This window comes from Anaerovibrio slackiae, assembly GCF_009695585.1.
Lineage (GTDB): Bacteria > Bacillota > Negativicutes > Selenomonadales > Selenomonadaceae > Anaerovibrio > Anaerovibrio slackiae.
The window spans coordinates 20,242-46,701 of sequence record NZ_VUNR01000024.1; the positions used below are offsets into that span (position 1 = coordinate 20,242).

24 protein-coding genes are annotated in these 26,460 nt (G+C 51.7%); 3 read left to right on the plus strand and 21 right to left on the minus strand.

Going from position 1 to position 26,460, the window contains the following annotated elements:
- Positions 1-70: 70 nt before the first annotated feature.
- The 5 genes from FYJ84_RS10935 to cpaB form a co-directional block, all read right to left on the minus strand.
- Positions 71-1,063: a type II secretion system F family protein gene (locus tag FYJ84_RS10935; RefSeq protein ID WP_154407644.1), complete on the minus strand. Its 993-nt coding sequence runs from the start codon at positions 1,061-1,063 to the stop codon at positions 71-73.
- The gene (locus tag FYJ84_RS10940; protein ID WP_154407645.1) at positions 1,060-2,187 is read right to left on the minus strand and encodes a response regulator; all 1,128 of its coding nucleotides are present in this window, start codon (positions 2,185-2,187) and stop codon (positions 1,060-1,062) included. Before FYJ84_RS10940 ends, FYJ84_RS10935 begins: the two co-directional genes overlap by 4 nt.
- Before the next feature lie 13 nt (positions 2,188-2,200).
- On the minus strand, positions 2,201-3,049 hold the full coding sequence (locus FYJ84_RS10945) for an AAA family ATPase (RefSeq protein WP_154407646.1): 849 nt from the start codon (positions 3,047-3,049) through the stop codon (positions 2,201-2,203).
- A 73-nt stretch (positions 3,050-3,122) separates the two neighbouring features.
- Positions 3,123-4,655 carry a type II and III secretion system protein family protein gene (locus FYJ84_RS10950; RefSeq protein ID WP_154407647.1) on the minus strand — a complete coding sequence of 511 codons (1,533 nt, stop codon included), beginning with the start codon at positions 4,653-4,655 and terminating at the stop codon, positions 3,123-3,125.
- Positions 4,656-4,658: 3 nt separating this feature from the next.
- Positions 4,659-5,660, minus strand: coding sequence for a Flp pilus assembly protein CpaB (cpaB, locus tag FYJ84_RS10955; protein ID WP_205764217.1), 1,002 nt, complete (start codon positions 5,658-5,660; stop codon positions 4,659-4,661).
- A gap of 294 nt (positions 5,661-5,954) precedes the next feature.
- Between cpaB and FYJ84_RS10960 the strand changes: the two genes are divergently transcribed.
- Complete coding sequence (locus FYJ84_RS10960; RefSeq protein ID WP_154407649.1) at positions 5,955-6,617, plus strand: prepilin peptidase; 663 nt, start codon at positions 5,955-5,957, stop codon at positions 6,615-6,617.
- An 18-nt stretch (positions 6,618-6,635) separates the two neighbouring features.
- On the opposite strand, the gene FYJ84_RS10965 is transcribed toward FYJ84_RS10960, so the two are convergent.
- The 9 genes from FYJ84_RS10965 to FYJ84_RS11005 form a co-directional block, all read right to left on the minus strand.
- Entirely contained in the window at positions 6,636-8,345 is a 1,710-nt protein-coding gene (locus FYJ84_RS10965) for a putative bifunctional diguanylate cyclase/phosphodiesterase (RefSeq protein WP_205764218.1), read from the minus strand.
- 200 nt (positions 8,346-8,545) lie between these two features.
- Positions 8,546-9,322 (minus strand): G5 and 3D domain-containing protein, encoded by a 777-nt coding sequence (locus tag FYJ84_RS14905; RefSeq protein ID WP_154407651.1) that lies wholly within the window; start codon positions 9,320-9,322, stop codon positions 8,546-8,548.
- Positions 9,323-9,510: 188 nt separating this feature from the next.
- Positions 9,511-10,374, minus strand: coding sequence for a TatD family hydrolase (locus FYJ84_RS10975; RefSeq protein WP_154407652.1), 864 nt, complete (start codon positions 10,372-10,374; stop codon positions 9,511-9,513).
- A gap of 9 nt (positions 10,375-10,383) precedes the next feature.
- Positions 10,384-11,925 (minus strand): methionine--tRNA ligase, encoded by a 1,542-nt coding sequence (gene metG / locus FYJ84_RS10980; protein WP_154407653.1) that lies wholly within the window; start codon positions 11,923-11,925, stop codon positions 10,384-10,386.
- A 165-nt stretch (positions 11,926-12,090) separates the two neighbouring features.
- A complete protein-coding gene (rsmI, locus tag FYJ84_RS10985) occupies positions 12,091-12,948 on the minus strand; it encodes a 16S rRNA (cytidine(1402)-2'-O)-methyltransferase (protein ID WP_154407654.1) in 858 nt (285 codons plus the stop codon).
- A gap of 22 nt (positions 12,949-12,970) precedes the next feature.
- Positions 12,971-13,744: a tRNA1(Val) (adenine(37)-N6)-methyltransferase gene (locus FYJ84_RS10990; RefSeq protein ID WP_154407655.1), complete on the minus strand. Its 774-nt coding sequence runs from the start codon at positions 13,742-13,744 to the stop codon at positions 12,971-12,973.
- 19 nt (positions 13,745-13,763) lie between these two features.
- The gene (locus tag FYJ84_RS10995; protein ID WP_154407656.1) at positions 13,764-14,594 is read right to left on the minus strand and encodes a PSP1 domain-containing protein; all 831 of its coding nucleotides are present in this window, start codon (positions 14,592-14,594) and stop codon (positions 13,764-13,766) included.
- Positions 14,595-14,638: 44 nt separating this feature from the next.
- Positions 14,639-15,643, minus strand: coding sequence for a DNA polymerase III subunit delta' (gene holB, locus FYJ84_RS11000; protein WP_235901437.1), 1,005 nt, complete (start codon positions 15,641-15,643; stop codon positions 14,639-14,641).
- Positions 15,643-16,089: a YaaR family protein gene (locus FYJ84_RS11005; RefSeq protein ID WP_154407658.1), complete on the minus strand. Its 447-nt coding sequence runs from the start codon at positions 16,087-16,089 to the stop codon at positions 15,643-15,645. Before FYJ84_RS11005 ends, holB begins: the two co-directional genes overlap by 1 nt.
- A 417-nt stretch (positions 16,090-16,506) precedes the next feature.
- On the opposite strand from FYJ84_RS11005, the gene serA reads away from it, so the two are divergent.
- Both serA and serC read left to right on the plus strand, forming a co-directional pair.
- A complete protein-coding gene (gene serA, locus FYJ84_RS11010; protein WP_154407659.1) occupies positions 16,507-18,090 on the plus strand; it encodes a phosphoglycerate dehydrogenase in 1,584 nt (527 codons plus the stop codon).
- A 78-nt stretch (positions 18,091-18,168) separates the two neighbouring features.
- Positions 18,169-19,260 (plus strand): 3-phosphoserine/phosphohydroxythreonine transaminase, encoded by a 1,092-nt coding sequence (gene serC, locus FYJ84_RS11015; protein ID WP_154407660.1) that lies wholly within the window; start codon positions 18,169-18,171, stop codon positions 19,258-19,260.
- 106 nt (positions 19,261-19,366) lie between these two features.
- Here the strand turns inward: serC and FYJ84_RS11020 are convergent, their stop codons facing one another.
- From FYJ84_RS11020 to FYJ84_RS11050, 7 genes are all read right to left on the minus strand, one after another.
- Complete coding sequence (locus FYJ84_RS11020) at positions 19,367-21,004, minus strand: DUF4127 family protein (protein WP_154407661.1); 1,638 nt, start codon at positions 21,002-21,004, stop codon at positions 19,367-19,369.
- A gap of 5 nt (positions 21,005-21,009) precedes the next feature.
- Positions 21,010-21,753, minus strand: coding sequence for a hypothetical protein (locus tag FYJ84_RS11025; RefSeq protein WP_154407662.1), 744 nt, complete (start codon positions 21,751-21,753; stop codon positions 21,010-21,012).
- Between the two features lie 28 nt (positions 21,754-21,781).
- The gene (locus tag FYJ84_RS11030) at positions 21,782-22,591 is read right to left on the minus strand and encodes a DUF2225 domain-containing protein (protein ID WP_154407663.1); all 810 of its coding nucleotides are present in this window, start codon (positions 22,589-22,591) and stop codon (positions 21,782-21,784) included.
- Positions 22,592-22,603: 12 nt separating this feature from the next.
- The gene (locus FYJ84_RS11035; protein ID WP_154407664.1) at positions 22,604-23,221 is read right to left on the minus strand and encodes a hypothetical protein; all 618 of its coding nucleotides are present in this window, start codon (positions 23,219-23,221) and stop codon (positions 22,604-22,606) included.
- Positions 23,222-23,238: 17 nt separating this feature from the next.
- The gene (gene metA, locus FYJ84_RS11040; protein WP_154407665.1) at positions 23,239-24,180 is read right to left on the minus strand and encodes a homoserine O-acetyltransferase MetA; all 942 of its coding nucleotides are present in this window, start codon (positions 24,178-24,180) and stop codon (positions 23,239-23,241) included.
- Between the two features lie 53 nt (positions 24,181-24,233).
- Positions 24,234-25,172, minus strand: a complete 939-nt coding sequence (locus FYJ84_RS11045) for a hypothetical protein (RefSeq protein ID WP_154407666.1) — start codon at positions 25,170-25,172, stop codon at positions 24,234-24,236.
- A 502-nt stretch (positions 25,173-25,674) separates the two neighbouring features.
- Positions 25,675-26,238 (minus strand): hypothetical protein, encoded by a 564-nt coding sequence (locus tag FYJ84_RS11050; protein ID WP_154407667.1) that lies wholly within the window; start codon positions 26,236-26,238, stop codon positions 25,675-25,677.
- Positions 26,239-26,460 lie beyond the last annotated feature (222 nt).

Below are 26,460 nucleotides of genomic sequence, written 5' to 3' on the forward strand. Positions count from 1 at the left end.
ATAAAAAAAATAATAAATATAAAATATTAATATCGCCGATAAATATCAGCGTATATTACAAAAACAAAAACTAAATATCTATATCAACAATCCTCTTGATGACAACGCAGCCTATTACTATCATAACCAAGGAGCCAGCGACTGCCATCCTGCCAATGGGATCATTAAATAACGGATCCAGATAAGCAGGATTTATAGTGCTCAGAAAACCTGCCAAGGCAAACGGCAACACTACAAGGATAAACCCTGACATGCGCCCCTGGGCTGTCAACGCCATAACCTCCCGGCGCATCCGGATGCGGTCATTGATAGTCTCACTGATATTATCAAGAATCTGAGCCAAGTTGCCGCCTACCTGCCGCTGAATGAGCACGGCTGCCACCACCAGGTTGAAATCAGGGCTTTTGATGCGCTTGGTCATATTATTGAGGGCCTCCTCCAAGGAAATCCCCACATTGACATCCCTGACCACTTTGTTGATTTCCAGCCGGACAGGGTCATTCATCTCTCCAGCCACATGCTCCATTGCCTGCATAAAGCTGAAACCTGCCCTGAGGGCATTTGCCACCATGCTGAGCATATCGCCCAGCTGATTGACAAAGGCCGCCTGCCTGCGCTGTATGCGGATAGACAGAGCAATCATACAGCCCAGGATGCCGCCAATGAACCCCAGTGCCGCCATCAGCACATCCAATGTCAACAGCCCCAGCACCAGTGCCGCCACTGCACCTGTTCCCAGCATAATAACCTGAAACTCGCTGCCCAGAAAAGGCCACGCTGCCTGCTGCATCTTCATGTCCAGGCTGTTATCCTTCTGAAAGCGGCTTATCTTAGCGCCTACAACCTGTATAAAAAGCCGTAGCCTCTCCACCAGCGGCTTGACGCCATCACGCCTGTGACCATGCTTCCTGCTGGCATTTTGCAGGCTCACATCCACCCCGGCGAAATAGGCCATACGGTTCTTGATGGTTTTCTGCTCCGAAACCTTGCGGCTCAAAAAAAACATGGAAAGGCTGAAGCCCAAAATGACAGCCAGCACGGCTATTGCAATATTCAGTATCATCCTGCACCACGCCCTGTATCATTCTGATGAATAATCCTGCCAGCCAGATAGTTGATGCTCATTGCCAGCGGGCTGTCCGGCTCCAGATCAAGTGCCATCTGGCCGTTGTCCGCAGCCTTTGACACTACCATGTAGGCATTAGGCACCACAGCCTCCACCGGATAGCCGATAGCCTCGGACATTTTCCGCTTTGACTCCTGATTGCAGGGCACTACACGGGTAAAAACCACCTTGACACGCTGCTGGTAATCCTCCCATGCCTCGAAAATATCCAGGGCACGCTGGGCATGCTTAACCTCATAGGCCCCATTCAGCATGGAAACCACATAGGTCATGCCTGACATCTCCGCCGCAGCGATAGATGTAGGATTAAAGCCTGCCGGAACATCAATCAGGAGATATTTAAACAGGGATTTGGACATCTTGATAAGCGTTTCCAGGTTAGGAATGCTCACCTTATCTATATAGCTTGGCGTCTTGGTGCCGCAAAGCACCGACACCTTGTCATTAACCTTCGTAAAATAAGACCGCAGCTCCAGAGGAGACAGGAAGGACACATCCCGCGTTGCCTCAAAAATGGTACTCTGGGGCTCCAGATTGAAAAACACCGCCATATCGCCAAACTGCAGATCGGCATCAATAATCCCCACCTGCTCACCAGTGCTACGCCCCAGTGCCATAGCCAGATTGGCAATCAAAGTAGTCTTGCCGCTCTTGCCCTTGGGACTGAAAAAGGTCATCACCTGGGAATCCATCTCCATACCATTAGTGGTATATGTCTTGATGGCTTCCTTCAGGTTGGCATAGCTAAAAGGCTTTATCAGGTAGCCGCTGGCACCTGACTGAATAAAATGACTGGTTCTATCTGCCTGCCACTTCTCACCTGTACAGATGATGGCTGCCTGGGGGAAGGACGCGATAAACTCCTGCAAAAGCTCCGTGGCATTGTCCATATCTGCATCCAGAAGGATAATATTGGGATTGAATACCCTGCCCTGCCCCAGTGCATCATTGCTGTTCTGATACCTGGCCGCCAGCTCCATATCCTGAGCCGACTCTATTACCTTTGACAGCTGTTCCAGCAGAAGGCGGTTATGCTCTACCAACATAATCTTATATTGCATCCCTCACTACCTCCTAACTGAAAATCTTGGAAAACCAGCCCCCGGACTTGCGCCTGCCGTTTTCCTCCCCATGATCAAATACAGGCAAGCCGTCATCCTCATCATAGGCACGATTGGTATAACGGGAAATCAGCTTGCGGATTTCCGTGGCTAGTACACTATCAGAGCCTCCCAGCACCAGCGGTACGCCGGTCACAATGGATTCGCTGGCCGCCTTGAAGTCATTGGGCAGGATATGATAAAATTCTCCGCCCAGCAGCCTTTCCACATCCTCCATAGAAATGCGGGTTTTGGCATCACTGCGGTTCAGCACCAGCCGAATCTTGTTCGTATCATAGTTCAAGGTACGCAGCGTATCATTGCCGATCTTCATATTTTTGATAGTGGGAATGAAATCCACCACCCCTAAAAAGGTCACTATAGTACTCAGATCCAGCATAGCAAGATTCAGCACGCTGAACATGCTGGTAGTATCTATAATCACATAATCATAAAGCAGGCGCAGCTTCTCAATCAGCCTCCGGCAGTCATCAGCAGAAATGTTGTAGGCCTCATCCAAAAACTCCGGTGCCGGTACCACATCAAAGCTAATCATGCCATAGCGATACTGGGTAAGGCAATCCTGCAAAGGTACATCAGGCCTGCTGTTCATGGTTTCCAGTACATCCTTGACGGAGCGTTCAACCTGAATATGCAGATAATTGGCCACATCACCAAACTGCAGATCATAATCCACCAGACACACCCTGTAGCCCTGACGTGCCAATTCAGAAGCCATGTTGACACCGATCAATGTCTTGCCCACGGAGGAAGCTGTGCTGAAAAAGGTGAGCACTACACCACTGATATTATCTTCAGGCATCTATACTCCCTCCTTCCCGCATCCAGCAAAAAATACCTAAGTTATTCAAAATACAAAACTGCATCATCGCAAATCAATCAGCCTCCGGCAGCACAGGTCTCTGTGCCGTCTCTGCTTTTGCCTGCTTCTCCGCCTGCATGGCCTCCCGCTTGGCAGCTTCCTTAGCCTCGGCTTCTGCCTTCAGCTCCGCCTCTGCCTTGGCAACCCAGCTGTCATATATGCCAAAATCACGCTTGACATGAGGTACAGGTTCCTTAACAGGATGCTCTATCTTTTCCGGGTCGGTCTTGGCAAGGGGCTGTTTCTTTGGCGGATCATTTGGAAAAACCTCCTCCATCTCTGCCAGCTGACGCTTGCTTTCCTCCACAGCCTCTGCCATCTTATTGGAGGCCTTGACAGGATCATTTGCCGTCACAATCGTCGGCGTGATCAAAATCATCAGCTCGTGCTTATCCTTGGAATTGGAAGTATGCTTGAAAAATTCGCCAATAATTGGAATATCCCCCAAAATAGGCACCTTGGTCACAATCTTGTTCTCCCGGTTATCAAGCAGGCCGCCAATAGACATGGTGCCGCCATCCGGCAAGGTCAGGACAGTTGATGCCTTGCGGGAGCTAAGCCCCGGAATCTTGCCGGCTGTAGTTGCCACAGCCGCTGCATCATTCAGATTGCTTACTTCCGCCTGCACACTGGTCGTAATCTTATTTTCATGGTCCACAGTAGGCTTAATCTTGAGATGGATGCCGTACTCCTTCCAGGTAACGACAATCTCCCCGTCCTTGCTGGTAGGAATTCCCATCTCACCGCCAATGAGGATTTCCGCTTCCTCACCGCTCATGGTGGTGATATTCGGCCTGGAGAGAATCCTCACCTTGTTCTTGGTGGCCAGCGCCTGAATCATAAAATCCACCCGCTGGAAGGGATGCTTGGTCAGCTCATAATGATCCATGCCGCCGTAAAACTCCCCTATCGTACCAAAGGTAATGGAAGCTATGTTGTGATCATCCACTGAAACCTTGCTGGCGTTGGCATACTTAAAGCCCAGCTTGGACTCATCATCATCGGTAACATCAATGACCATCGCAGCCAGATTTACCATGGTAGGATTTTTCATCTGCAGCAGATCCACAATATTTTCTTCCCCTGCATAGACCTTCGCTATGCCCAGAGCCTTACTCTTTTCGTACTGATTCTCTACTACTCCCTGCAATACCAGCTTTTCGCCCACCTTGGCTACCTGCACGCCAGACAGCCCCATGGACTGCTTGATAAACTGTGCCGTAGCCGTATCCGTGTTGCATACCGATATGATAAAATCCTGGCGCATACCATTTACGCTCCACACAGAGAGACTGGTAGACCCCAATGCCTTCGCCACAATGTTCAGTTTAGTCTTGTCCAGCACCACCACATCTGCAATCGCCGGATTAGCTACAGCAACCCGGTTGATGGGGGAGGAACCAGCCTGATAGAGATAGGCCTGATTTAATTCAAGCCATATAGGCTGTGCGGCTAGCGCGACAGCGGTAGCCGCAATAATAGCCATGGCTATTATTGCGCAAACATACCTTCGTATACTTGCAGATATTCTCTTTTTTTTCCTCATACCTTAAAATCCCTCCCTGCTGACGGATGTACCGCGAATAACCTCGACGCCACCCGATGATCTGGGAGCTGAAGCTGCTGGTGCTGCCGGTGCTGCAGGTCCGGGGGCCGGTGCCGCTGTCCTGGCGGGAGCAGGGGAAGCCTTTGGAGCTGCACCGGCTCCCTTGGCAGATTGCAGTGTAGAATAATGAACATGAGTAGTATTGACCGTAAACCTGTCTCTTGGCTTGTATGGCCGTAAGGTAAGGTACACTGTTCCCTCCTGGGCCTCCGTAATCAGCTTGAGGGCGTCCTCAGGTGTCAAGGCCAGAGTAGCTGTTGCCAGATTATCTATAGCCTTCGGAGCCGCAGAGGTATTTTCCTGACCGGCATTGCCTGCCCCATTGCCTTCCTTTTTCGTATCGCCAGCAGCTGCGTTAGCAGCGGTACCATTATTTGCAGGCTGCTCTGGTGTCTTGTTGATGGCCAGCAGCTGCACATCCTGCAGCACCACCCGTCCCAGCATCTTGTTATCATTTTTGGCTATGATAATAACATCTACATAGTCTCCTGGCTGGGCAAACCCTGCTACGCCTGTTATATCCGTAATAGCAATAGAAACCGCACGGCAGCTTGGCGGTATGCTGCCCGTAAACCCTGCCATTGCCATGTCTGACAGCACCTTCCTGCCGGATATGACATCATCCTTCATAATCTGAACCTTGGCAGGCTTATTCACCACATCCATCACGCTGCTCACCGCATCCGACGGTACAAGATGGGCAGGCATCTCCCGCACCTCCAGCATAGCTTCCTTGATGACGGTTTTTGGTGCAATATCCTGCTTCGCCACCACCACATGCACCATGTTTACCGACTCAGTTTCCTTGACAGCTTCCCTGCCGCTCAGAGAGAAAAACACCAATACCCCCAACAAAATGCTCGCAGCCCCTGCCAACATAATCCAATGCCGGTAAGTAATCTTTTCCAAAGCCTCTTTAAAAACCTTGGAAAATTTCGTAGCCATATTCATCATCCCTTTTTTTACCATACTTTATGCCCTGCGTCATTCTCTTTCGCATACATCCACGCATATCGCTGCCGGACACCTGCCCACAGCGATTTTACGATAAGAACAATGTCGCAAAACACGATTTTGGCACCCTGTCGCCCTCCTCCGGACGCCCCTGTTGCAAAAGTGCTTCAAAAATCTCTCAGTATGCTCTATAATATTCTTGACTATATAACATAATATAAGTTTTTTCAAGATATGTAAAGGGACTAATATCCCATATAAAAATATTCATAGGAGTATGAAATAATGACAAATTCAGTTTTTACAATAATCCTGATTTTTTTCATCCTGAATGTAGGACTTTTATCAAAATGGCTCAGCTACCTATTTCAGGAAAATTCCAAGGAACTGAGCTTCCCAGCGGAGCTTGGATACAGCTGGCTGGCAAGAGCAGTGAAAATATTGCTTTTGTCTATTCCTGTCTGGCTGGCAGCAGCCTGTACTGCCGGCAGCAGCAACGCAGGCTGCTCAGCAGCGGAAGCCCTGTTTTTTGCCATCTATACCGTCTTTCTGCTTACCATGCTTTGCAGCGACATTGAGCAGCAGATTATTTTTGACAAACAGCTTGCCCTTTTTGCTATGTTCGGCCTGCTGCGCAGCCTGCTATTCAGCCTGCCCTGGGAACAGCATCTCCTGGCCGCCCTGTCAGGGAGCCTGGCATTTTTGCTGCTGGCCATCCTCACCCGGGGTGGCATAGGTGGCGGTGACATCAAGCTGATTGCCGCCCTGGGCCTGTGGCTGGGAGGCGAAGCCCTGAAGCTGACCGCCCTTGGAGGCATCATGATCGGCGGCCTTTGGGCTCTGTGTGCAATTTTGGTCAAAAAAAAGAAGCGCACTGATTTTATTCCCTACGCCCCTTCCTTTATCCTGGCGGCCTTCGCCGCATATATACTGCACATATTGCCATGACGGCTGGCATACACCGCATCAGTCCCCCAAGAACAGCTTCTCATAGTCCTGGACTGCCATCGGCTTGGCAAAATAAAAGCCCTGTACGCACTGGCAGCCAATTTTTTTCAAGAATTCCACCTGTTCCTTGGTCTCCACACCCTCTGCAATAGTCTGCATCTTCAGGCTGTGCGCCATCTGCATGATTGCAGCCAAGATATTGCCTCCCTTGGCAGAATGGTCAGAACTCTTTAAAAATCCCATATCCAGCTTCAATATATCTATCTGAATATCCTTTAGCATATTCAATGAAGAATACCCACTGCCAAAATCATCCATCAGGATAACAAAACCGGCATCCCTCAGATGCTTTGTCATGCTGATAATCTGCTCCGGGTCCTCCGTGTAGGCACTCTCCGTAATCTCCAGCTCCAGATACCTGGCCGGGATGCCATACCTGCCTCTCAGGGCCACCAGATAGTCCACCAGCTTCGGATCATACAAGTCTATCCGGGACACATTCACTGACACAGGCTTCACCGCCCTGCCCTCATCCAGCCACTTTCTCAGATAACGGCAGGTTTCCTCCCAGATAAACTTGTCCACCTCATAAACAAAGCCGTTGTTCTCAAACACCGGGATAAAATCCCCCGGGGAAATAAAGCCGTTATCCCGGCTGTTCCAGCGCACCAGCGCCTCCGCTCCCACGATGGTCTCATCCTCCAGCCTGTACTTAGGCTGAAGATAAATGGCAAATTCCTTGTTTTCAATCGCCATTTCCATGGCATTGATAATCTTCTGCTCCTTGAGCACCTGCTGACGCATATCCTCATCATACTCGCAGTAAGGAGTCTTGAAATTGCCCTTGGCCTTCCAGAGGGCCATGTTGGCCCTGTCGCACATAACGCTGACAGGCAGGGACTTGTCATCAATGCGGTACAGTCCGAAGCTGAGCACCGTGCGGTGATTCAGGGCAAAGCTGTCCGCCATCATCTGCATGATAGTTACCATGCGCTGGGAATCCCCCTTGCCGGCCTCATAGCACACCACGAAATTGTCAGCATACAGACGCCCGCTGACACAGAGAGGGAGATTGATTTCCTTTAAAAATTTGCCAATATACCTGAGCAGCTTATCCCCTGTCGCTTCTCCAAACAGGTCATTTAAGACCTTGAACCGCTCAATATTTATCCGCAGCAAATCAAAATGCTTGTCAGGATTATCCAGCAGCATTTCCTTGGTTTTGGCATAAAAAGCCTGCTTGTTGTATATGCCGGTCAATTCATCGTAGGTGTTCAGGTACTCTGCCGCCCTGCCACCCACATGGCCGTCACTCAGCACCCTGAAGGTGCTCTCATGCCTGTAATCCCTGTAAATGTGTATGCCGGTTATCACAGGGCAGTCATTCTCGTTGTACCTGAACATGACAGTCATGGTCAAAAATACCAGCATCTTCGCCCTGGTACATGTCAGCATCATCCTGACAATGACAGAAGCCCCTTCATCTGTAGGGCTGTATCTGTACTTGCACCGCATTACCTCCAAGGGGGACAATCTCTCGTACTGGCGGCTGAGAAATTGCCGTACATTCCAGCTGCCACGGACATAATTCACATGCAAATGACTGTACGCCACCACATCCTCAGCCAACAGCAGCGTCAGACCGGACAAATCCCCGTCTGCCAAATAGTCATTTATTATATTTTTCGTGAGCATGATCAGCTCATCCTCGTTCATTACCACGCCCATAATATCCCCCGCCATCTCAGCATACTACTCTACATATATTTTACGTTATAGCGTGACTTTTTTCAATCTAAATATTTTCCTATTTTTGCGATATAGTTAACAATTTTTATACTATACAAATAAGAAGCGGGGACTAGTAAAGGGCTGTTCTGCCTGTACTATTCCCCGCTTCTTACTGTCTGGTAACAGTTATCCGGTATTTAATTGAGTATGTATACTTCTACTGAACGGCGGCCAAAGTTGATGGCCTCGCCGTAGCTTTCCATGCACAAATCTATCTTATTTCCTCGGATAGCTCCGCCCGTATCGGCAGCCACAGCTGTTCCATAACCTGGAATATACACCCGGGTACCCAGCGGAATTACATCAGGATCCACTGCCACGATACCTCGCTGGGCAACGGCTCCTGTGGCGGTAATGCCTGCCCCATTGCCGTCAGTCGGCAGGTAAGCACTAGCCTCCATTGGTATGCAGGCTGCATAGGTCATCTCACCACTGTTGGTGCTGACAGTATTCTCTGCCTTGGGCGGTGCCACCGGAACATCCTTGACCTGGATATTCATACCGGTTACAACAGCTGCATCCGTCCCATAATTGACCTCGTAGCCATTTCCTACATAGCCGTAAGGCTCTAAGACCTCACCGACCGTAGTCTTGTTTGTTAAAATTGTCTCTTTATTGCCATTGTATTCTATGACAACCGGCACGGCACGCTTTACAGTCAATACCTGATTGCCCTTGTCATCCTCTGAAAACGCGTATTCATCGCCTTCCAGCACGGCTACCCCTGCCTGCGTAAGAATATTGGCAGGTACCTTATAAGGTGTATTCAGCTCAAGCTGCTGGCCATCAACCGCTATTGTCACATGCCTGTTAGAAATGAAGCCGGAAAGCATCATTGTTCCACACATGATACCGACACTGATAGGATACCGGACATCCCGACTGCATCGGCGATATAGTTTCTTTAAGGTCATTAAATACCCCCTTATGTAATTATGTGTGCTACTATATCACATTTTTGTTCAACTGTCAAATTTCAAAGTGTTTATTCCCCACTTTTGAAGGCATTTAAGCTGATTTTCACTTGGTATAAAGCCAGAAATGGCAAGGCATCTGGGACGCCTCGCCACTTTGAGAAATTTTTGCATATTTTTTGCGTATGTTACCATAATCTGCCATACAATTCCTGAGCGTTGCTGGTAGTCTGACGGGCAACTTCATCAAAAGCTACCTGCCTGAGCTCTGCCAGCTTCGCTGCCACATGATATACATAGGCAGGCTCGTTGCGCTTGCCCCGCATGGGCACCGGTGCCATATACGGGCAATCCGTCTCCACCAGGATACGCTCCAGGGGCAGCCGCTGCACAATCTCCGGCAGCTTTGCCGCATTCTTGAAGGTGAGAGGGCCGTCCACGCCAATGAACCAGTCCAGCTTCATCAGCTCCCTGGCCATCTCCAGGCTGCCGGAATAGCAGTGCATCACGCCGCGGATATCCCGTGCTTCCTTCTTGAGGATTGCCAGGGTATCACCGTGGGCTTCCCGGTCATGGACGCAGACAGGCAGATGCAGCTGCCGTGCTATATCCAGCTGCCGGATAAAAATCTCCCGCTGCAGCTTCCGCTGCTCCTCGTCCTTCACCCAGTAATAGTCCAGGCCGATTTCACCGATGGCAACCACCTTTGCCTCCCGGGCCCAGCCAGCCAGCAGATCATCATCTGCCTGTGTCATGGGACGGGCTTCCTCAGGATGGATGCCTACGCCCGTGTATACCATGTCGTACTGCCTTGCCATAGCCACGGAGCGGCCGGAGGACTCCATAGAGTCCCCCATGTTGATGATGGCAGCCAGCCCGGCAGCCTTTGCCCTGGCCAGCATGTCATCCCTGTCTTCATCAAACCTGTCCGTATCTATATGGGCATGGGTATCCACCAGCAAAGGAGCCCTTTTCGCCCCATCAGTGCAGTCACCAGCTTCCGATGCTGCCAGAAAGTCCCCCAAATCATGCACAATCTCTATTTTGCTCATCTTATCTAATCACCGCACCTCAATGCGTGGGAACAGCTGCTGTGGCTTGCCAATATGCATATTGGCAGGCGTACCGCCCCACTGCTGCATGTCAGCCAGCCTGAGCTCCCAAATGCTGCCCGGCAGGTTCAGCTGCTGCCACAGCTTTTCGGCAGTAGACGGCATATATGGCAGAACCATGCCGCTGATGATGCGCAGGGCCTCCACCAGGTTGTACATGACATTCGCCAGCTCCTGCTTCTTCTCCGCATCCTTTGCCAAGGCCCATGGCGCCGTTTCATCGATGTACTTATTGGCTCTGCTGATAAAGGCCCAGACGGCCCTGATGGCATTGCTGATTTTCATGCCGCTCATATCCTCATCAAAAGCCTTCACCGCAGCCATGGCATCGGCAATCAAAGACTCATCAACCTCGGACCGCCCCTCAGCCGCCAGCACAACACCCTCCTGGAACTTGCCTACCATGTTCAGGGTGCGGTGCAGCAGGTTCCCCAGGTCATTTGCCAGGTCAGCATTGATGCGCTGGATGAGGGCATCCCGGGAGAAATTGCCATCCTGCCCCAGGTTGATTTCACGCAGCAGGAAATAGCGGATGGCATCCGCACCAAATTCCTCAATCAGCCCGACAGGGTCAACCACGTTGCCTACGGACTTGGACATCTTGCTGCCGTCCACCACCAGCCAGCCGTGGCCAAATACCTGCTTTGGCAGCGGCAGGTCCAGGGCCATGAGGATGCAAGGCCAGATGATGGAGTGGAAGCGGACAATCTCCTTGCCTACCAGATGGATGTTGGCAGGCCAGTATTTATTGAACTTTTCCGCATCATCCAGATAGCCGATAGGAGTCAGGTAGTTGGACAGGGCATCAAACCATACATAAATAACGTGCTTTTCATCAATCGGCACAGGAATGCCCCAGTCAAAGGAAGTACGGGAAATGCACAAATCCTCCATGCCCTGCTTGATGAAGTTAATCATCTCATTGCGGCGGGAAACAGGCTGGATAAAATCAGGATTTTCCTCAATGTACTGCAAAAGGCGGTCAGCGTACTTGCTGATCTTGAAGAAATAAGCCTCCTCGGATACCTCCTGCACAGGACGGTGGCAGTCCGGGCAGCATCCCTTCTCGTCCAGCTGCAGCTCCGTCCAGTAGCTTTCACACGGCGTGCAGTACAGGCCTGTATAAGCTCCCTTGTAAATATCCCCCTTGTCATAAATGCGGCGGAAAATCTCCTGCACTACCTTCTCATGGCGTTTTTCCGTGGTGCGGATAAAATCGTCATTGGAGATGTTCAGCATCTCCCACAGGTGCTGAAAGCCTGCCACGATAGGATCTACATATTCAATAGGGGTAATGCCCTGTTCCTCTGCCTTCTGCTGGATTTTCTGCCCATGCTCGTCGCTGCCGGTCAGGAAGAATACATCATCCCCTGCCAGGCGGTGGAAGCGTGCCACCGAGTCGGCAATAGTGGTGCAGTAAGCGTGACCGATGTGCAGCTTGGCACTTGGATAGTAGATTGGCGTAGTGATATAGAAACTTTTGTTGCTCAAAACTGTTTCCTCCTAAAAATATATTTGATTATATTTGATGTATTTGAAATTAAAATCATGCCGGGGATAGGTGTGTGCCAGCGAAAACACGCTCTCGCTCCTAGTTGTGCCTGTCACACACCATATCCCCTTACACAAACTATATATTCCTGCAAGCTATTAAGTCTACTTTTCTGCCTGCAATAATAGATTGTATATGTCCCTGCGGCTCATGTTGAGGGTTTGGGCTGCCTGCCGCATGGCTTCCTTACGAGGAACGCCCTCAGACTCAAGCCTTGCTACCAGCTCCACAGGATCGGCAGGGGCAGCAGCCTCGGCAGAAGCTTCCCGGCTGCTGTCAAAGCCGCTGACGATGAGGACAAACTCACCTCTCGGCTCATTTTCCTGATAATAGGCCAAAAGCTCACCCAAGGTGCGGCGGTTAAATTCCTCATAATGCTTGGTCAGCTCCCGTGCCGCCACGGCCGGGCGCATCTCCCCCAGTGCCTCGCAGAGCTGCCCCAGGGTTTCCCTGAGATGGTGGGGTGCCTCATAAAATATCAGGGTTTCCGGGCTTTCCTTAACCCTTGACAAAAGCTCCCGCCGCTTTTTGCCTGTCCTGGGTAAAAAGCCATAAAAGGTAAATGCCGTAGTATCAAGGCCGGAGCAAATCAGGGCTGACAGAGCGGCATTGGCCCCCGGCAGGGGACTGACCTCTATGCCTGCCTCAATGGCTAGCTGTGCCAGATGGGCCCCGGGGTCGGATATACCCGGCAGGCCTGCATCACTGACGCAGACCACCACTGCCCCTGACTGCATTTTCTCCACCAGCTCCGGACCCTTGGTGAGCTTGTTATGCTCATGGTAGCTGGTGGCAGCTGTATGTATGTCATAATGGGACAGCAGCTTTCTCGTATGCCGGGTATCCTCCGCAGCAATCAGGTCAGCCTCCCCCAGAATGCGCACCGCCCGGAAGGTCATATCCTCCAGATTGCCGATTGGCGTAGCCGACAGGTACAGCCTGCCCCTTTTTTCTTCTGTCATAACATCGCCCTTCTATACATTTCTACATGTTATATATGTCCAAAATTTCCCTGGTGTAGCTGCCGTCCGCCTCGTGGACAATCAGCGGCAGCTCCGCCTTCATGCCCCCCGGGGCAGCGCCTGCCACCCCCTCAATCAGCATCAGGTTGGAAGGCTTGTCCGGCTTGGGCTGAACCAGCTGCAGCCTCTTTACCTGTATCTGGTTTTCCGCCATGGCAACGATTATTTCCCCCAGCCTTTCCGGCAGGTGCACCATGGCAAACCGCCCTCGGAACCGCAGCAGATACCTTGCCGCCTTCACCACATCCTGCAAGGTGGCCGTCACCTCATGGCGGGCCCGTGCCACGCCGTCCAGGCTGTTCAGCTGCCCCTGATTGACAGGACGGTAGGGAGGATTGGCAATCACGCAGTCAAAGCTCTCCGGGGGATAAAGCTCCCTGATGCGCCGATAGTCCCCCTCTGATACATGGATTTTCTCCTGCAGGTTGTTGAGGACGACATTGCGTTTTGCCAGAGAAGCCATGACAGGATTTATTTCCAGCGCATGGATTTCCTTGACCTCATCGGCAATCAAAAGGGGCATTACCCCGGTGCCTGTACCCAGGTCAAAGACGCGCCAATGCTTCTTGTAGCGGGGATAATGTGCCAGCAGCACCGCATCCAAAGAAAAGCAGAATTCCTTGGTATTCTGGATAATGCGCCTGCCGCTGCACAAAAGGTCATCCAGCCGCTCATCCGGTGACAGGCCAGCTATAATCTCCGACCAGTCCCTGAAATTTTTCTCACTATTTTCCATATAGATATCTTCCTGGACATCAGATCATGTCCGCCCCATCCTTTTCAATAATATCTTCCCAGGATGCCACGATGGTCTTGCGGTCATCCAAAAGGATGGTAGCGGAGCGGCGCTGCATGTTCAGGTTGATTACCTTGCCCTCGCCCTCTGCCGTAATAACCTTGCTGCCCTGGGCAGGCGGCTTAATCTTCTTGCGCTGCTTCTTGTTGCCGCAGTAGCAATGATTTTCATATTTCAGGCAGCACATGAGCCTGCCGCAGATGCCGGAAATCTTGGTAGGGTTCAGGGACAGATTCTGCTCCTTTGCCATGCGGATGGACACAGGCTCGAATTCCCCCAGAAAACTGTGGCAGCAAAGAGGCCTGCCGCAGCAGCCAATGCCCCCCATCAGCTTCGCCTCATCCCGGACACCGATCTGCCTCAGCTCGATGCGAGTGCGGAAAATAGCCGCCAAATCCTTGACCAGCTCCCGGAAATCAATCCTGCCATCTGCCGTAAAGTAAAAGATAATCTTGTTCACATCAAAGGTGTACTCCACATCCACCAGCTTCATAGGCAGCCCATGTGCCGCAATCTTTTCCTCGCAGATGCCGAAGGCCTCATCCCGGCGGCGCAGGTTGTCCTCCACCTTTGCCCTGTCAGCATCAGTGGCAATGCGCTGCACCTCCTTCAGAGGCAGCACCACATCGCTGTCCGGCACCTCCCGCGGCCCGATGACAGCCGTGCCAAACTCAATGCCCCGGGCCGTCTCCACGATAACATTGTCATTCAGCTTAATATCCAGCTTGCCCGGACTAAAATAATATATCTTCCCGGCCCGCTTGAAGCGAACCCCAACTACTGTCTGCATTTATTCCTCCATTATACCTCTATTGATTTATTTAAAGCCATGCATTACTGCATGAGGTTTTCCATCTTGATAAAAAAGCCCTCCAGGCAGAGCTGCAAATTGACATTGCTCCTAAGCCGCTTCTGATACTCCTGCACCAGCCGGAGAAGCGCCAGCAGGCTGTGCTGAGGGTATCTTGCCAGCAGAGCTGACAGCCTCTGCACATCCGGCTGGTTGTACAGGGGCAGTCCGCCGCCGCTGTACAGCACCAGCAAATCCCGGTAAAGCATGGCCAGAAATCCCAGCCACTGAATGAGCTGCTCCCGGCTGCAGCCTGACATATCCTTTGCCAGCCGCAGCATTTCCTCTACGGGAAGCCTGCCTGCTATCTCCGCCAGCTGAAATGCCTTTTGGTGCAGCTCCTGAACCTCCGGCTCCCTGAGGGCCATGGCCCTGGCAGCACTGCCATCCGCCACAGCTGCCAGCCGCTGTGCCTCCTGCCTGTCAAGTCCCTGGCGGCAGAGCACCTCCTGCAGCTCATCTAGCTGCAATATGCCGAATTCCACCCGCATGCAACGGGAAATAATCGTATCCAGCAGGGCTGCCGGTGCGCTGGTCAGCAGGATAAACACCGCCTGCCCCTCCGGCTCCTCGATAGTCTTCAGCAGGCAGTTGGCAGCTGCCTCATTCATCTTTTCCGCTTCCTGTATAATCACTACCCTGCGGCTTGACAGCAGGGGCACCCGGGCGATGCCTGCCTGCAGCTCCCTGACCGCCTCAATCTTGATGCTTTTTGCCGCCTTGCCGGAGCTCTCCGGCTGCAGCAGGAAATAATCCGGATGAGTGCCTGCCTTGAGGGCCAGGCAGGCAGGACACCTGCCGCAGCACTGGCCATGGTCAGGCTCATGGCACAGCAAAGCGGCCGCCAGCGCCTCTGCAACCAGTGTCTTGCCCACGCCCTCTGCACCGCAAAACAGCATAGCATGGGGGATTCGCTCCTCCATCTGCATGGCCTGCAGCCTTCCTATCAGCTCTTTATGCCCGACTATATCCTTCCACTGACTGTTCATCACATGTACAGGTCAACCAGCATGCCCCGGATGGCATCATGGCTTGCCACAATATCCAGCTGCTTGGTCTGCCCCAGGCGGATTTTTTCCGCCATGTTTTCCAGCTCCCTGTCAATCTTGCGCACGGTGGTATACACCTTCTGCCGCCCCATGCGGTCCCAGCCGGCCTGGGTATTCACTGCATACATCTGGGACACCACAGTCCCCACGAAATTCTTGATCAGGCTGCGGTAGGATTTCAGCTCATCATAGGTCGGGGTGTTCGTCAGCCTCTGCCCCTGGGCATCAATTTCCTCCAGCATCTGCTGCAGCTGCTCCCGTGTCATATTGCCCTGCTGATCCTCCAGCTCGGAAGCAAAATCCGAGTCCAGGGAAGCCGCCCTGTGGCCTGTTTCCGGCCCACGGGCAGTCATCGCCGGCCTGGCACCTAAACCATCTATTTTCATAAAAACCCCCACTATCTAAAACATTCGATAATAGCCTAAACTAAATTATAGTAGTTTTTTCGGTATAGTGCAATTAATAAGGAAAAAAAGTAAATTGCGTATTTCTCAAAAATACACTTGACTTTTTGTGAAGTATAACATATAATGCCTTTATCGCGATGAAATATAAAAATATCCCAACTCAATGATGAGGAAAAGGCTGTATTTTTGATGCCAGAGAGCCGGCGGCTGGTGTGAGCCGGTGTGAGGAAAGCAGCTGTCCGCCTCGGAGGGGCCGACGATGAGCCGGACGGGTGCGCCCGATACAGCGAGCTAGAGTTGCGCCTGCCGCAGGCGGCGTAATTTGGGTGGTACCGTGGAGTATAAGCTTCACCCCAATGCGGGGTGGAGCTATTTTTATTTTTAGGAGGACTAACGATGAAGGTTTTAATTGCAGATGGCGTTTCCCAGATGGCTGTAGACATTTTGAAGGATGAGTTTGAGTGCGATGTAAGGGACAAGCTGCCAGCCGATGAGCTTTTGGCTATTATCCCTGATTACGATGCGCTGATTGTGCGCTCCGCCTCCAAGGTTACAGCCGAGGTTATTGCAGCTGCCAAGAATCTGAAGATTATCGGCCGTGCCGGTGTGGGCGTAGACAACATCGATGTAGCTGCCGCTACCGACAAGGGCATTATTGTTATCAACTCCCCGGGTGGCAACACCATTGCTGCCACCGAGCATACCTGTGCCATGATGATGGCTATGGCACGCCATATCCCGATTGCCAACGAAACCCTCCAGAAGGGCGAGTGGAACCGCAAGAAGTACACCGGCGTTGAGCTGAAGGGCAAAACCCTGGGCGTTATCGGCATGGGGCGCATCGGCAGCGGCGTGGCAAAGCGTGCCCTTGCCTTTGATATGAAGGTTATCGGCTACGATCCTTATATCAACGAGGAACGCTGCAAGGACATGGGCGTAACCGTGGGCACCTTTGACGAGGTAGTAGAGAAGTCCGACTTCATCACCGTGCACATGCCTCTCACCGACACCACCCGTGACATGATCAACAAGGATGTCATGGCCCGCATGAAGAAGGGCGTGCGCCTGGTGAACTGTGCCCGTGGCGGCATCATCAACGAGGCTGACCTCCGTGAGGCAGTGCTGTCCGGTCAGGTAGCAGGTGCCGCTGTGGATGTATTCACCAGCGAGCCTATCCCGGCTGACCACCCTCTGCTGGGAGTTCCTGGCATCTATGTAACCCCGCATCTGGGTGCTTCCACCGTAGAGGCACAGATCGGCGTTGCCGTAGATGTGGCACAGGGCATCAAGGCAGCCCTCAACGGCGAGCCTGTCATGACCGCTGTAAACATGGCACCTGTCTCCAAGCAGGTTATGAACGTCATCACCCCTTACTTCGAGCTGGCAGAGCGGCTGGGCTGTGCAGTACGTGCCCTGGCTGACGGCGCCATCAAGAAGCTGGAAATCACCTACAACGGCGAGATTGCCGATGTGAACACCAAGATGGTAACCACTGCCGTGATCAAGGGCATGCTGGACTCCGAGATGGAAAAGACAGTCAACTATGTCAACGCACCTGGCCTGGCCAAGGAGCGTGGCCTGAAGGTCAACGAAATCAAGGACAAGGATACGGAGCGTTTTGCCAACATCATCACCGTTACCGCCTACTCAGGCGACAAGTCCGTCAGCGTACAGGGCACCCTCTTTGGTGACAAGGGCCGCATCATCAAGATTGATGACAACCGCGTTGACCTGGCTCCTCAGGACTGCATCCTCATCTGCCCTCACATCAACCGCCCGGGCGTTATCGGCCAGGTAGGCTCCATCATGGGGGCTGCCGGTGTAAACATCTCCGGCATGCAGGTGGGCACCACCAGCGTAGAAGGCACCAGCCTGATGATTCTCACCCTGGACAAGGATGTACCGAAGGATGTTATCAAGCTGATCACCTCCATGGACGGTATTTTCGGTGCCAAGGTCATCGTATTTGACGCTAACTGAGCCTGACAGCAAAAAATGAAATAGAAATATTAACCATAATGCAACAATAAAAAGATAATAATTTAGGAGGTTTTCACTTTGGAAGCAAATCGTATTTATAACTTTAACCCGGGCCCTTCCATGCTGCCATTGGAAGTATTAAAGGAGGCACAGGCAGAATTCCTGAATTTCCAGGACACCGGCATGTCCATCCTGGAAATCAGCCACCGCGCCAAGGCATACGATGAGGTGCACAACCAGGCAAAGGCTGACATTCTTGAGCTGATGGGGCTGGGTGATGACTACGAGGTACTGTTCGTGCAGGGCGGTGCCAGCATGCAGTTCGACATGGTTGCCCTGAACTTTGCTTCCGCTGAGAAGCGCGGCAACTACGTTCTCTCCGGCAGCTTCGCCAGCAAGGCATACAAGGAGGCTGAAATTCTGGGCCGCGGCTACGTAGCCGCTTCCAGCAAGGATGTAAACTTCAAGCACATCCCTGCTCAGGAGGAAATCAAGCTCAGCGATGATGCTGCATATCTCCATGTCTGCTACAACAACACCATCTTTGGCACCGAGTACCACTACATCCCGGAAACCGGCGATGTGCCTCTGATTGCCGACATGTCCTCCGATATCCTGTCCCGTCCGCTGGACTTCTCCAAGTTCAGCCTGATTTATGCCGGCGTACAGAAGAACCTGGGCCCTGCCGGTGTGGCACTGGTAGTAGCAAGGCGTTCCATGCTGGAAAAGAGCCCTGCCGACCTGCCGACCATGCTGCGCTATGATACCTACTACAGCAAGAACTCCCTCTACAACACCCCGCCAGCCTTCGGCATCTACATGGTGGGCAAGGTTGCCAAGTGGCTCAAGGCACAGGGCGGTCTCGAGGTCATGGCAGAGCGCAACAAAAAGAAGGCTGCCCTGGTCTATGATGCCATCGACAACAGCAACGGCTTCTACGCAGGCCATGCTGACAAGGATAGCCGTTCCTTCATGAACGTAACCTTCCGCCTGCCTAGCGAGGAGCTGGAGAAGAAATTCGTTGCCGAAGCCCTGGAGAACCAGCTGGGCGGCGTAAAGGGACACCGTTCCGTAGGCGGTATGCGTGCTTCCATCTACAACGCCATGCCTTATGAGGGCTGCGAGAAGCTGGCTGACTTCATGGAGAAATTCCACAAAGCCAACGCTTAAAAACAATTCATGATATCTAAATGATAACAAAAAATGTGAGCCTGCTCCCTGCAGCCTCACATTTTTTATTGCCAATATAAAATTAAAATTAACGATTAACGGGGATTTAGAACTGTGGATAGCACTCAAACAGCCTGTTCCAAGGCATAGTCACCTTGATCTGCTTCACATCCAAAAACTTCGGCAGATTCCACCCGGCAAAGGTCTGCATCCTCAGGGTTGCCGATGCCTCGGTCTGGGCGCGCTTCTCATTGAGGTTGCCGCCGCTGCCCTGCCCCTTGAAATACCCCAGGGTAGCAGACAGGTTCTGGCGCACATTGGCCTGATAGCCCCAGTCATCCAAGTAACGGGTATAGAGCAGCCGCTTGCGGCTCTCATCACTCATCCGCGGCACCAGCATGCCCTGCCCCAGCACGAACCCCGTGCTGTTGGTAGGGGTGTTCCAGCCGGAATAGGCCTGCAGCCTGAACAGCAAATCCTTATCCCTCAGGGCTGCCATCAGCGCATTATCTGAACCGTTGGCATAAGCGATATCCGCAATGCCCACCGGGCGCCCCTCTGCCAGCTCCTCCTCCAGCATATTCATGAAATACCTGGTGGAGAACCTGCTCTTTTCCGTATTGCCTGCATCGTTTGCCTCATAGGTCTCCCCATTGGGGTTGGTATTTACCAGCAGCACCAAATCAGCCCGTGCAGGAGTAGTCACATACACGCCGCCAGCCATGGTTACATGGGAGCGGATGGTCTTGTCGATGGCTTCATCAGAATAGGACGGCACCACCCTGGCTCCCTCGCCCATATTGTAGCGCACATAGACAAAAGGCATCACGGCCTCCAAGTCGTTGACAGCCCTGGTCAAAAGCAGCATGCCGAACTCATCAATGCCTGCCATATTGTTGAAGCGCGTCTTGCCCAGTTCCCTGCCATAATCATTCAGCCAGCGGCTTTCCCTATGGGTCTGGGAATATGGCGCATTATCATCACGCCCCAGGCAGAAATAGGAGAAGGTCCCCGCCTTTGCCAAATCAATCATTGCCTTATTGACTGCCAGATTTTTGCTGCGGCGGCTCATCCAGTCATCAATGGCCTCCTGGGGCAAAAACTCCGTCAGGAATTTCATTTCCTTCTTCTCACGCTTCGTCAGGCCTTCCACTTCTTCCTTGTCCTTCAGGGCAGTATAGCGGAAAATATCCGTGCCGTAGCTGAAATAATAGCCCGGCTCCTCACTGCCGGAGGCCTCACCGGTGCGAGGCGTCCTCATAATGGAGGAAAAGACATACATGGGCACCTTGGGATGGGAATCCTTAAACTCCTGAAACTTCTTTACCCGTTCCAGCAGCTTCTGCTGGGTAAAATGATGCTTTCTTGAGCCCACCAGGCTGCCATAGATCATGGCATCCCCGGAGAGCACCACCGCCTTGATGCCCGGCAGGGGCTTGTATGGTGGCTTCTTGTCCTTTTTGTGAGGCACGGTAGTATTGTCCTCCAGCCACTGCCACAGCTTGTCAGAATCCCCAAGATTGCTCTTGCTGCCCAAAAGCTCATCCGGCGGCACTACCACCTTGTAGCCCAGCTGGCGAATGGTATCTGCCGTTTCCACATCCGAAATAGGCCGGTTATCGTGGGGAATAAACACTATGGTTCCTTTATCCTTTGGTGCCTCTTTCTTCTTGGCAGCGGCTATTCCACTAAATGCTGCCAAAAAAACTGCCAGGCACAACAAAAGTGCTGTTATTTTCTTCATTTAGCTCAATTTCCCTCCTGCGTATGACGGCGAAGCAGCAAATCCAGGGCTGCCACCTGAATTTCCTGAGGAATATTCAGCCTTGTCTCAAACATGATATAGCCATCATGGGGCACGGCATTTTTGATTTCCAGCATATCCAGCACAGGATACCCCTTAATCTCCGCCTTGGCAAGCTTGGACTGCTCCAGTGCCTTCCGGCAGTCCACAGTTATATAATTGCCCTTGATGGAGGTAGGCAGGCTCTCCCCCAAATCAAACTTGCCGAACAGCTTCTGGGACATGGACATGGAAATGCGGGAAAAAAACCAGGAGGCAAGGCCATGATCCTTCAAAGCCCTCTCCCTGACACGATAGGTCACATGAGAATCCTCCTTGTTGTGCACAAACTCCTCAATGGTGCCGGAAAATTCCACCCTGCCTATCTTTTTGGTGTTGGCAAATATCTCCAGCCTGCCATTTTCCCGTGAGGTCAGCTTCAGCTCCGTAACAGGCGGCTCCGCCCCGGGCCCGGGCCCACCATCAGCAGCCTCGCTGCCACCAGACTCCGCCTTCAGGCTTTCCGCGATTGCCTCATTAATCACCGAATCCGGCACGGAAACCTTGCCCTGCATGATTTCCTTTAGTGTCTCATTGCTCCATGTATGCTGTATAACCTGCCATGCAGGCTGATAATCCTCTACAGCCTCCGAAATGCTTTCCACACTGATACCGGGAAAGTACTCCGAGATAATTGCCGGCATGTCCATATCAAATCACCTGCCCTCTCTGTCCCAATCAGCTGAACCAGCGGCTAAAGCCGCTCTTTTTCTTCGCCGGTGCCGCCTTTTTGGCAGGTGCCGCAGCCTTCTCCTTGGCTGCCTGCTCCTGCTCAGCCTTAGCCTCCGGCTCAGTGCCGCCCACAGTCTCAGTAGTGCCTTCCCGGACAGCCTGCCACAGGCGCCGGGCATCCCGGTACAGCTTTTCATCCGTCAAATTTCTTCTGTTCTTCTCATCCACCAGGCGGCTCAGATATAACACCGCCTTATCACGCACCCCCAGGTCAGCATACAGGGCACCAATCAGGTACATTACCATGCTGTCCGTCAGGGTATCAATGGGATACCGCTCTGTCTCCAATGAACGGATATAGAGGTTCAATGCCTTTTCCAGGTATACCTTTTCCTTTTCCCGATTGCCGGACAGCCTGTAAATCCACGCCAGCCTTAACGTAATGCCGGCCCTTCTGGCAAGGGGCGCCTTCAGCACCTCGGCACAGAAAATCGCCAGCTTGACAGCTGCGATGCCGTCCGGCACATCGCGCTCCTCATGAAAATCAAAATGAACATTTTTTTCTACCAATGCATTGCCCATCAGTTCCCGCCTGCTCATAGGCAGTGCCGTCAGAAATACCTTTTCATCCGCAGCAAAACCGCAGTGCTCGCAAACCCAGATATGATAAAGATACGGATCAAAATCCCGGTAGTGGCAGCAGTAGTCATTATCCACCTGCGTTGCCACCAGGCGTGATTTTACCTTTACTACCCTGGTGCTCTTGCCGCAAATCGGGCAGCTTTTCTCCACTACAAAAGTAAACTCTGTCGACATTACAAACCCTTCCTACTCATTATCCTCCGGCCTGTCCGGCTTGTTCTCAGCCCTGTAGGCTGCCTGCTTCTCAGCCAGCTGTGCCCTGACAGACTCATCCAGGTCCCCTTTGGTGCGCACAGCCAGAACCAGCTGGTTGCGCATAGCATAATCTACAATTCTCTCATAAAACTTTGCATCCAGGCTTTTTTCCGAAAGCTCCTCCAGGCTGACCTCTGCATCCGTCCTGACCACCTCAATGGCGGTCCAGGTGGAATCCAGGTAATCAACCTCCTGCACGCTGACCTTTTTTTCTGCCAGATTGATGGTGAGATACTCGGAAACCCCCACAAAATCATCAAAGCCAGCCAAGGACTTGCCATTCCAGCGCCGCTTTGCCACCACATCATTAATCATCACATCATCAAAGGTCTTCAGTACCGGCACAATCAGCACGTTGGTATCTACATTGCCCTCTGCATCAACCTCGTAGCAGATCTGCTGCTTATTAAAAAAATAATTAGTCCTAGCAGAGGACTGCACCCAGCGGAAAATATCCTCAGGCACATGCGGTGCCGCAACGGCTGCATCCCCATTAAAAGAAAAACTCAAAAGGGCGGCCCCCAATACCACCAAACGCTTATAATTCATTAAACTCACCCTGTCTATTAAATATTATCCTGATAACGACAAAGACTGTCCAGCTCGTATGGCGTTTCCTGATATACATAGTAGTTCAGCCAGTTGGAAAACAGCAGGTTTGCCACGGAGCGCCACCTGACCACAGGCAGCCTGGCAGGATCATCATCAGGATAATAATTCTTCGGCACGTTCACATTGGGCATGCCGGCAGCCATATCCCTGTCATACTCCTGCTTCAGGGACAGGGGATCATACTCTGCGTGGCCGGTAATAAAAAACTGCCTCTGCTCAAGGTTGGCTATGGCATATACCCCTGCCTCATCATCGGACTCTGCCAGGATAGTCAGCTCATCCACCTTTTCTATGTCCTCCTTGCGAATCTCCGTATGCCGGGAATGAGGCACATAGAACTCATCATCAAAGCCCCGGAACAGCGGCTCATTCTGCTGGCAGAGATGATGCCTGTACACGCCGAATATCTTCGGCGCCACATCATACTTCGGTATGCCGTAATGATAGTACAGCCCCGCCTGAGCTCCCCAGCAGATATGGAAGGTGGAGTACACATGGCTCTTGCTCCACTCCATGATTTCAGAAACTTCCTCCCAGTAGGCCACGTCCTCAAAAGGCATCTGCTCCACCGGCGCACCGGTAATGATAAAGCCATCGTATTTCTTGTGGCGCACCTCGGCAAAGGTGCCATAGAACTCCGTCAGGTAATCCTGGGAGGTGTGCGTTGGCACATAGGACTCGGTATAGATAAAATCCACCTCCACCTGCAGCGGCGTATTGCCCAGGAGCCGCAGCAGCTGGGTTTCCGTCACCTGCTTGACGGGCATCAGGTTCAGAATCAAAAGCCGCAAAGGACGAATATCCTGGCTGTAGGCCCTGTCCGAATCCATAATAAAAATATGTTCTTTTTCCAGAATTGCCGCTGCCGGCAAATCATTTGGTATCTTGATTGGCATTAGCTATTAACTCCCCATAATCTTACGCAATTCCCCTTATTACCTTCACCGTATCAGCGGTAAAGGGATTCGTAATCCTCCAGGCTGTATCTGTGCACCCATTTCTGATTCCTGCTCTCATAGGCCTGCAAAGCCTTCAGCTCCGTTTCCTCAGCTGAACCCTTGACAACAGCATGGTATGCCCCGTCAGTCTCACGATCTGTATAATCTTTCCACCCCTCCCGCGGATTCCAGTGCTGATAGCGGACAATCTTGCCCGTATACTGAGGGATGTTAATCGCCTTCTTCAAAAAATGGATTTCCACCAGCTCACCGCTGGCAGACTTGTATTCCTGCCACTCCCAGAAGATGATGTTCTCGCCATTTACGCGCATGGTAGTAGTGTCCGCCATGCAGCTGACATAGCCGCCGTTAGGCAGCCTTTCCTGCCTGAGCAGCAGCCATCTGTCAGAGGCACTGCGCCTCTCCACCTCGCCCATGCCGAAGACGCTGTCCACGATATAGGCATAAAAATCCTCGTCAAATTCCTGGGAATTCATTTCCTTGTATTTCAGCGGCTGATACTGCTTGCTCCACAGCTTTTTGCCGTTTTTGTCGTAAAAGACTTCATCCATGTATGCCAGCACCCTGGTCTGTGGACATACCTGCACTGTTGCCAGGCTGTAGGCCAGGTCATTTGGCCTGATGTCCTTGATGCCATAATTGTCCAGGGTTTCCTTGGCGCCGCCGTAGCTATAGGTAGTCTTGGTGACAGCGGTAATTCTGGTGGCAATCCCCCCGAATGCCTCCTGCACCTTCACCTGGGATGTATTGTAATACTTGGTGTAATTGTTATCCGACGAAATCCAGTACCACGGATTGTCCGTTGCTGCCGCAGCAGTCGTTGCTGCTGTGGTTGCTGCTTCTGCCCCAGTCGTGCTATACATGACATTACTGCACATGGCAACAGCCAAAAATAATATAGCGGAAACAATAGAAAAACAGTATCTCATGACAACACCCTCTTTTCCAAAAATATATCCATCTAGTTCTTCCTGTGTATACAAAAACGTATACTTTAGTATTTTATCATATTTTGGCAATCTTTACCACATCATGGGGAAATTTCAGTTTGTCGTGGTGCTTATTCGTTACTTTGTGCATATACTGATGATGTAGTTTGATATTTCGTGGATTCTGTTCAGACATTATAAAGGGACAGGTAGCGGCAGTACCCATAGAAAACTCGCTCTCGCTCTTAGCACAGCCTCGCGCTTCTAAGCTCCTGTGTCGCTTACGCTCGCACTCGCTAAGAAGCGAGGCTGCACTCAAGGTTTTCTTTGGGTACATGCCACACCTGTCCCTCTTTGTGTCTGAACAGATATGCACATAGTTATCAACTATACTCTGCTGTACGCTACCAAGGTAATCAATCTGACTTTACGAAAAAGCTGAAAAGGGGGAGCCGGGAGGCTGACGAAACTTGCTACTGCCGACCGCTGTATAAACTGAAGTTTAATGCCGCGGGGTTATAGGCGGTATTTTCATTTCCACTGATTGGTGAACAATGAGATTTTCGCTCATGTCCTTAGAGGAATGCTGTCCCCAGATTTTTTGCAAAGCGGTCACAAAAGCTCCCGGTGTCATGGAGGATTCCAGCTGTGCCTTTACGGATGTGCGCAGCTGGCTGAAAAATTCTTCTGAAAGCTCTACATTACGCTGTGCCAGCAGGATTTGCAGGTTGGTATCCACCAGATACATGTGCAGTACAGGCTCCTGCAAATCTTCCAAGATAGGCTTCAATCCCGGCGGCAACAGCTGAACCCCCAAAGGGCAATCCCCCCAGCCCTCCTTGAAGATGCCATCAATCTTGTACAAAAGGAACAATATGCCATCCTGCTCATACAGTCCCAGCTCCAGCTTGCCAGTGCGGAATGCCTCCGTGGCAATCACATCGGTCTTGCTAAGCTGCAATATAAACATGCAGCCGTTGGCATCTATCTGAAAAAGTCCTCCGTCCCCCTGATTTTTGATAGGCAGGGGGAATTTTTCTCCTACCTGAAAATTTGTGTATTCCATGCAAGTTTCCTCCATTAATTAATGTGTGTATATTGTTACGGTTCATTCCATTAACAGAGGTATTTTAGCACAAAAGTGAGCAGTGAACAATCAGGAAAATTTCAGTTTGTCGTAGTGCTTGATTGTTACTTTTGCGATATATGTACGTTTTAATTATTAGTGCAGGGGAGCTGTCAGAAAAACATCAGCAAATACTCCAATGGTCGGAGAGGCAATGCCAAT